At 69.5% G+C, this 7540-nt stretch carries 8 protein-coding genes; 2 read left to right on the top strand and 6 right to left on the bottom strand.

Annotation, left to right across the window (positions count from 1 at the left end; genetic code table 11):
• Window positions 1-357 precede the first annotated feature (357 nt).
• The 6 genes from rdgB to clpS all read right to left on the bottom strand — a co-directional run bounded on the left by rdgB (window position 358) and on the right by clpS (window position 5014).
• A complete protein-coding gene (rdgB, locus tag AC5RUP_RS15555) occupies window positions 358-969 on the bottom strand; it encodes an RdgB/HAM1 family non-canonical purine NTP pyrophosphatase (protein WP_494154775.1) in 612 nt (203 codons plus the stop codon).
• Between the two features lie 52 nt (window positions 970-1021).
• A complete protein-coding gene (rph, locus tag AC5RUP_RS15550; protein WP_493979743.1) occupies window positions 1022-1810 on the bottom strand; it encodes a ribonuclease PH in 789 nt (262 codons plus the stop codon).
• Between the two features lie 137 nt (window positions 1811-1947).
• Entirely contained in the window at window positions 1948-2742 is a 795-nt protein-coding gene (locus tag AC5RUP_RS15545) for an MBL fold metallo-hydrolase (RefSeq protein WP_494067167.1), read from the bottom strand.
• Complete coding sequence (gene murI / locus AC5RUP_RS15540) at window positions 2739-3695, bottom strand: glutamate racemase (protein WP_494067168.1); 957 nt, start codon at window positions 3693-3695, stop codon at window positions 2739-2741. The genes AC5RUP_RS15545 and murI overlap by 4 nt, the downstream gene beginning before the upstream one ends.
• Window positions 3696-4105: 410 nt before the next feature.
• Window positions 4106-4681: a DUF2017 domain-containing protein gene (locus AC5RUP_RS15535; protein ID WP_494092325.1), complete on the bottom strand. Its 576-nt coding sequence runs from the start codon at window positions 4679-4681 to the stop codon at window positions 4106-4108.
• Window positions 4682-5014 carry an ATP-dependent Clp protease adapter ClpS gene (gene clpS, locus AC5RUP_RS15530; RefSeq protein ID WP_494154506.1) on the bottom strand — a complete coding sequence of 111 codons (333 nt, stop codon included), beginning with the start codon at window positions 5012-5014 and terminating at the stop codon, window positions 4682-4684.
• A 213-nt stretch (window positions 5015-5227) separates the two neighbouring features.
• Between clpS and AC5RUP_RS15525 the strand changes: the two genes are divergently transcribed.
• Both AC5RUP_RS15525 and AC5RUP_RS15520 read left to right on the top strand, forming a co-directional pair.
• Window positions 5228-6559, top strand: a complete 1332-nt coding sequence (locus AC5RUP_RS15525; RefSeq protein WP_494154505.1) for a nicotinate phosphoribosyltransferase — start codon at window positions 5228-5230, stop codon at window positions 6557-6559.
• Complete coding sequence (locus AC5RUP_RS15520) at window positions 6556-7173, top strand: isochorismatase family protein (protein WP_494092327.1); 618 nt, start codon at window positions 6556-6558, stop codon at window positions 7171-7173. Before AC5RUP_RS15525 ends, AC5RUP_RS15520 begins: the two co-directional genes overlap by 4 nt.
• The last annotated feature ends 367 nt before the right edge of the window (window positions 7174-7540 follow it).

Below are 7540 nucleotides of genomic sequence, written 5' to 3'. Positions count from 1 at the left end.
CGCTGCCGGCAGACGATACTGGCGCAAGCGCTGCCGCGGCGGGAGGTTCGGGTATGGCCGGATCAAACATCTCAGCGTCTCAATCTTCAGCATGCGTGCTGCATGGCCTCGACTACGAGCGGTCACGAACCCTGGACGGATCCGCAGACGCCACCGGCAAACCACTGCCCGGCGGCCAACGATGGTGCTGAACTGCTACTGAAAACAGGCTATCCGCCGCCACTGACAGTTTCGGAGGATGCAGAAATCCTCCGCAGAAAGCGGTCAGGCCGCAGGTGTGGGGTCCGCAAGCCGCCGATAGTGGCCCCTCCGCTACGGCGGGTCCCCGGCTGCGCTGCGGCACGGCCTCTCCGATTCCTAGCCGAGTGCCGCCACTATGTGAGGCAGCAGCGCGCGGAACGCCTGGCCGCGGTGGCTGATAGCGTTCTTTTCCTCCGGCCGCAGTTCGGCGCAACTGCGGTCCATCCCCGCTGGCTGCAGAATGGGGTCGTAGCCAAATCCGCCGGAGCCGCGCGGTTGGGCCAGCAGGGTGCCCGCCAGACGGCCCTCCTCGACGGCTTCGAGGCGCGCAGACACGACGCTTGCTGCACAGACGAACGCAGCCCCGCGATGCTCGGGCGCGATGTCGGACAACTGGTTTAACAGCAGGCGCAGGTTCGCTTCGTCGTCGCCGTGTTTCCCGGCCCAGCGGGCCGAGAAGATGCCGGGTGCCCCGCCGAGTACGTCAACCGCCAGACCCGAGTCGTCGGCCACCGCGACCAGTCCGGTGGCTTCGGCCACGGCGCGTGCCTTCAACAGGGAGTTCTCTGCGAAGGTCAGACCGGTTTCGGCAACGTCCGGGACCCCTGCCGTGGCAGCGTCGATCACCTGGGTATCCACGTCCAGCCCCGGTATCTGGCCGCGCAGCAGGTCACGCAATTCACGCAGCTTTCCCTGGTTGCGGGTGGCCAAGACCAGCCGGGGCTCGATCTCCTGCCCGGCGTCCGGCGCTCCGCCGGGGCCGGCGCCTGCCGCCCCGGTGTCAGCCACGAATGACTTCTCCCAGTGTCTCCGCCAGCGTGTCCCGCTGGATCTGGGCCAACTGGGCAGTGCCGGCAAGAGCCAGGTCCAGCAGCGCGTCGAGTTCCGCACGGTCGAACGGCGCGCCCTCGGCGGTGCCCTGGACTTCCACGAACTGGCCGGATCCGGTGACCACCACGTTCATGTCCGTTTCGGCGCGCACGTCTTCGACGTAGGGCAGGTCCAGCATCGGCACGCCATCGATAATGCCGACGCTCACGGCGGCGACGGTATCGGTGAGCGGGCGGGCGGAACGGGCGATCAGCTTCTGCTCTTTCGCCCAGTGCAAGGCGTCGGCAAGGGCCACGAAGGCGCCGGTAATGGCCGCGGTGCGCGTGCCGCCGTCGGCTTGGAGCACGTCGCAGTCCAAGACGATGGTGTTCTCCCCCAGCGCCTTGGTGTCGATCACCGAGCGAAGCGAGCGGCCGATCAGCCGGGAAATTTCGTGCGTGCGGCCGCCGATCTTGCCTTTGACGGATTCGCGGTCGGAACGGGTGTTCGTGGCGCGGGGAAGCATCGCGTATTCGGCCGTCACCCAGCCGCGTCCTTCGCCCTTCAGCCAACGCGGCACGCCCGCGGTCACCGATGCGGTGCAGAGCACGCGGGTGTTGCCGAACTCGATCAGCGCCGATCCTTCGGCCTGGTTGGACCAGCCGCGCGTGATGCTGATTGGGCGCAACTGCTCGGGCGTCCGGCCGTCGGCGCGGGCGGCGGCAGCGGGCATGGCGGAACCGGGATCAACATCAATCATGAGTCCACCCTATCGGCTCGCGGTGGCCGCGGCCGCGCGTAAGACGCCGCCGCCACCGCTTGGCTGCCGCTCAGGCGTCTTCGGCCGACTCTGCCGCAGCCGCTCGTAAGACGTCGCCGCCACCGCCCCGCCGCCGCTCAGACGACGTAGCTGACGCCGGCCACCGCGACCGCGAGATCGCCGACATAGGTTTCGCGGGCCTCCTCGACGGTGCGCACCGAGTCGTTCCAGACGGGCAGGTGGGTCAGCAGCAGCCGCCGGACCTGCGCCTCGGTGGCAGCGGCGCCGGCCCGCTTTCCGGTGAGGTGCACGCCGTCGACGGCGTCGTCGCGTCCCTCGTGGAAGGCAGCCTCGCACAGGAACATGTCCGCGCCGAAGGCAGCTTCGACCAGTTCGGGGCAGCTGTCGGTGTCACCGGAGTAGGCGAGCACCCGCGTGACCGGCCCCTCGGGCGTGGGCTCCGTAGCCTCGACCCGGATCGCGTAGGCCTCCTCAACGGGGTGGCGCACCGGATACGGCGTGATGGTGAACGGGCCCAGCTTCACCGGTTCCCGTTCCGCCCAAACGTGGAAGTCGAACTCCTCTTTCATGCCCGGATCCAATTCCAGCCCGTAGGCGGTGGCCATGCGGTCCGCCGTGGCGGCCGGCCCCCACACGGGGATGCGGCCCTTGGTCCAGCCGTCGGGATTCCAGCGCACCGCCACGTGCAGGCCGCACAGGTCCATGCAATGGTCCGGGTGCAGGTGGCTCAGGAAGACGGCGTCGATATCTTCCAACGCCATGTAGCGCTGCGCGGTGCCCAGGGCGCCGTTGCCCAGGTCCAGCAGGATGCGCCAGGTCCGCTCGCCGTCGTGGGCGCTGACCAGATAGCACGACGCCGGGGACTGCGGCCCGGGAAACGAACCGCTGCAGCCGATGATGGTCAGGTTCATGCCCGCTCCCCCGGGTTGTACTGCCCGGACGCACCGGCAAACGGCGAAACTTTCGGGCCTGCCTGCCCTCCTGCGCGCGCGGCGGCGACCATCTCGGGGGTGATCCTGGCCATGCTGCCGGTGGGATAGTGCGCCGCCACGTGCTCCACATGCTCCACGGCGATCACCTCCGGCCCCAGGAACCGGCGCGCCAGCACCTCGAAGGACGCGGCGTCGCCGGTGGCAATGAAGTGGTGCCGGCCCGGCGTCCCCTCCGGCCGCAGCAGATCGTGGGACACCAGGGACCGGTAAACGTCCTTCGCGGTCTCTTCCGCGCTGGAAACCAGTGTCACGCCGTCGCCCATGACGTAGGAGATCACGCCGGTCAGCAGCGGATAGTGGGTGCAGCCGAGCACCAGCGTGTCCACGTCGGCGCGCCGGAGCGGCTCCAGGTACTCCTCGGCGGTGGACAGCAGCTCCTGGCCTGCCGTCACGCCGGCCTCCACGTATTCGACGAACCGGGGGCAGGCCACGGAGGTCACGTCGAGGTGCGGTGCGGCGGCGAAGGTGTCCTCGTAGGCGCGGGAACCGACGGTGGCCGAGGTGCCGATCACGCCGATCTTGCCGCTCCGCGTGGAGGCGACCGCGCGGCGGACGGCCGGCTGGATCACCTCGATCACCGGGATGCCGTAGCGGGCGGTGTAGCGCTCCCGGGCGTCGCGCAGAACGGCGGCGGAGGCGGAGTTGCAGGCGATCACGAGGAGCTTCACGCCGGCGTCCACGAGCTCATCCATCACGCCCAGCGCGTTCGCGCGCACCTCGGCGATCGGCAGCGGTCCGTAGGGGCCGTTTGCGGTGTCGCCGACGTACAAGATGGATTCGTTGGGCAGCTGGTCTATCACTGCGCGGGCCACGGTCAGCCCACCCACCCCGGAATCAAAGATGCCGATCGGAGCTGCGGGTTGGATCAACATCGGGATGTCACTGCCTTCCGGGGCTCATATTTCTCTAGAGGATAGGCGTCGGCGGGCGCTTGGGCGAACTTCCGTACGGCTTCTGTTAGCCATCTCACAGTGTTTCCCAGCCGACGGCGGCCTCCCGGCAGGGCCTGGCTTCGCGGACCAGGTGACCTCCCGACCGGGGCGCAGCAGGGCGTGGCCTCGTGGAAGGGTGTGGCCCGTCCCGGGGTCCGCGGCCTCGGCGCCGCGGGGCATGGCCTCGCGATGTCCGGGCCTCGGGTTACAGGTGCCGGCCCGACGGGGCGTGGCTCAGCGGTGCCGGCCCGGCGTGGCGTGGCTCAGCGGTGCCGGCCCGGCGTGGCGTGGCTCAGCGGTGCCGGCCCGGCGTGGCGTGGCTCAGCGGTGCCGGCGCGCCGAGGCGTGGCTCAGCGATGCCGGCCCGACGGGTGGTCCAGCCCGTCCAGCAGCGCTTGCATCAGGGTCTCCTGGAGCCAGGTCATGAAGTTGTAGACCAGCGCCAGATAGGTCTCGAGGTCCTCGGCCTGGGACCAGTCATCAATCTCATGCAGGGCCTGGGCGTCCTCATCGGTGCGGAGCTCCAGCCGCTCGGCCAGCACCAACCGGACGTCGTTCACGGCCCGGGCGAACAGCCGGGCCTGCTCGTCGGTCAGGTGCAGCGGTGTCTGTTCGAGCAGCAGCGCGCTGGCGCGCAGCGCCCCGAGCTTGTCCTCCCGCAGCGTGCGTTCGGTGAGCTTGCGGAACTCCAGGGCCTCGCCGTCGTCGTGCTCCACCGCATCCGGCAGCAACCGGAGCAGCGCGGGGTCCCGCGGCTTGGCGGCATCCATGTCCAGACCCACGATCGCCGCGAGGGGGTCCTCGTCCTGCCGGTCGACTTCCAGCATGGCGACGACGTCCGCGAACAGCTTCCGGATCAGGTCCCGCTCGGCGGGCTCCAGGAACCCGGTGATTCCCTTGCGCGTGTGCTTGAATGCCTTGGCCATCTACGCCTGGTCCGCCTTCTGGTACGTGGCCCACAGGCCGAACGAATGCATCGCCACGGTGTCCTGCTCGGCCTGCTCGCGGCTGCCCGTGGCCACCACCGACTTGCCCTGCTGGTGCACCTCGAGCATCAGCTTGCGGGCCTTGGTTTCCGAATAGCCGAAGTAGCTTTGGAAGACATAGCTGACGTAGCTCATCAGGTTGACCGGGTCGTTCCACACGATCACCACCCACGGGGTGTCCTTGGCCGTAAGTTCGGCGGATTCCGCGCGGCGGGACGTCTCGATATCCGAGTCCAGCACGGTTGTGCAGGAGGGAAGGATGCTCACGGTCATGGCTTCCATTGTAGGCAGGGCGGGCCCGGCCGGCCTTACGGGGGCAGGGAAGCGCCCGGTCGGCCCGACGGCGGCACGACGGGGGCACGACGGAACCGCCCGGTCGGCGACGGCGGCGGACCTGCGGACGGCCCGACGTCGGCACGAAACCGCCCGGGCGGCGACGGCGGCACGAAACTGCCCGGAGGGCGAAACAGGATTAGAGTCGGGGATGTGAACATTGCAGCCGGCTGGGCGCACCCCAGCACCTCCCTGTACACCGACCATTACGAGCTGACCATGCTCCAGGCCGCCCTGCACTCCGGCGCAGCGCACCGGCGTTCGGTCTTCGAGGCGTTCGCCCGGCGGCTGCCGGAAGGCCGCCGGTACGGCGTGGTGGCCGGAACCGGCCGGATCCTGGAAGGCCTGGAACACTTCACGTTCTCCGAGCACCAGCTGGATTTTCTGGCCCGCACCGACGTCGTGGACGCGCGCACCATCGACTGGCTGGCCGATTTTCGTTTCTCCGGCGACATCTACGGCTATGCCGAGGGCGAGGCCTACTTCCCGTACTCGCCGATCCTGGTCGTGGAGTCCAGCTTCGCCGAGGCCTGCGTGCTGGAGACCTTCATCCTGTCCGTGCTGAACCACGACAGCGCCATCGCCTCGGCCGCCTCGCGGATGACCGGGGCGGCCGGCAGCCGGCCGTGCATCGAGATGGGGTCCCGGCGCACGCACGAGGAATCGGCGGTGGCCGCCGCCCGGGCCGCGGTGATCGGCGGCTTCTCCAGCACCTCCAACTTGGAAGCCGGCTACCGGTACGGCGTCAAGACGGTGGGCACCGCCGCCCATTCCTTCACCTTGCTGCACGACACCGAGCAGCAGGCCTTCGAGGCGCAGCTGGCCTCGCTGGGCGTGGGCACCACCCTGCTGGCGGACACGTACGACGTCGAAATCGCCGTCCGTACGGCCGTGGACCTGGCGGGTCCGGAACTGGGCGGCGTGCGGCTCGATTCCGGCGACCTCATCGCCCAGGCTCAGTGGGTGCGCCAGCTGCTGGACGACCTGGGCAACCACCACACCCGCATCACCGTCACCTCGGACCTGGACGAATACGCGATCGCGGCTCTCGCCTCGGCTCCGGTGGACTCCTACGGCGTCGGCACCGCGCTGGTCACCGGGTCCGGCGCACCCACCGCGAGCATGGTCTACAAGCTGGTCAGCCGCGAGGGCAGCAACGGCGAGCAGGCGTCGGTGGCGAAGGCGTCGAAGAACAAGATCTCCGTCGGCGGACGCAAATACGCGCTGCGCCGGCTGGACGGGCACGGGTCCGCCACGGCCGAGGTGGTCGGCATCGGCCATCCGCCTTTCGACGACGGCAACGACCGCCCGCTGCTGCAGCAGTTCGTCACGAACGGCAAGCTGGCGGACGGCTGGACCGGCGCCGAGGGCGTCCGCCGCGCCGCTGAACGCCACACCGCTTCCATGGCCGAGCTGCCCGGCGCCGTTAACCGGCTGCAGCGGGGCGAGGCCGCCATTCCCACCGAATTCGAGGAGCAGCCATGACACGCGCACTGATCATCGTTGACGTCCAGAACGACTTCTGCGAGGGAGGCGCCCTGGCCGTCGACGGCGGGGCGAAAACTGCCGCCGACATCAGCGAGCACCTGGAGACCCGGCCGGACGAATACGACGTCGTGGTGGCGACCCAGGACTGGCACGTGGATCCGGGCAGCCACTTCTCCGACGAGCCGGACTTCGTGGACAGCTGGCCCCGGCACTGCGTCGCCGGTACCCGCGGGGCAGACCTGCATCCCGACCTGGACACCGACCGGATCGACGCCTACTTCCGCAAGGGCCAGTACGACGCCGGCTACTCCGGTTTCGACGGACTGCTGGCACCGGCGGACGAGGTGGCCACCGGGGAGCGCGAGGGCGACGAGGAGGAAGAGCAGGTCGAGATGCCCAGCCTGGACGACTGGCTGCAGGAGCACGGGGTGGACGAGGTGGTGGTGGCCGGGCTGGCGACCGACTACTGCGTCCGCCAGACCGCCCTCGATGCCGCGCAGGCCGGGTACGCCACCGCCGTCAACCTGGCACTGTCGGCGGGCATCAATGCCGGGCGGGTCGAGAAGACGTTGGCCGAATTCAGCGACTACGGCATCGACGTCATCGAATAGCAGGGCGGGCCTGCGCCGGAATTGCACGCGGCTTAGACGCCTCGCTCGTTCCTCGCTCAGCGATGCGCCGCTTAGCGATTCCGGCCTCCGGCCCCCGCGACGTGGGCAAAACCCGCGTCCCGCCCACGAGGTCCGGGGCACGCGTCCAGATCACCAAAGCCGCACCCCCTGACCTCATCGCGAGGTCAGGGTCGGGCTGCGAGATCACCGTTTATATGCCCTGACTTCGCAGCCATCCCCCGACCTCGGCTCCAGGCCGGGCGGGACGCTGCGCCGTCACTGGCTTCGGGCTGCCCCACGGCCATGCGGGCCCCGACCGAAACCCGCGTCGACCACGACCGGCAGCCATGCCAGGCCGTGGCGGCCG

The sequence above is a fragment of the Arthrobacter sp. Y3223151 genome (assembly GCF_059091125.1).
This window is presented reverse-complemented; position numbering and strand designations above follow the sequence as displayed.

What these genes read in the sequence shown, in the direction of transcription:
- rph (WP_493979743.1), bottom strand. Translation starts at nt 1,810, where the DNA reads ATGATTGATGTTGATCCCGGTTCCGCCATGCCCGCTGCCGCCGCCCGC.
- clpS (WP_494154506.1), bottom strand. Translation starts at nt 5,014, where the DNA reads ATGACCGTGAGCATCCTTCCCTCCTGCACAACCGTGCTGGACTCGGAT.
- AC5RUP_RS15520 (WP_494092327.1), top strand. Translation starts at nt 6,556, where the DNA reads ATGACACGCGCACTGATCATCGTTGACGTCCAGAACGACTTCTGCGAG.
- AC5RUP_RS15535 (WP_494092325.1), bottom strand. Translation starts at nt 4,681, where the DNA reads ATGGCCAAGGCATTCAAGCACACGCGCAAGGGAATCACCGGGTTCCTG.
- murI (WP_494067168.1), bottom strand. Translation starts at nt 3,695, where the DNA reads ATGTTGATCCAACCCGCAGCTCCGATCGGCATCTTTGATTCCGGGGTG.
- AC5RUP_RS15545 (WP_494067167.1), bottom strand. Translation starts at nt 2,742, where the DNA reads ATGAACCTGACCATCATCGGCTGCAGCGGTTCGTTTCCCGGGCCGCAG.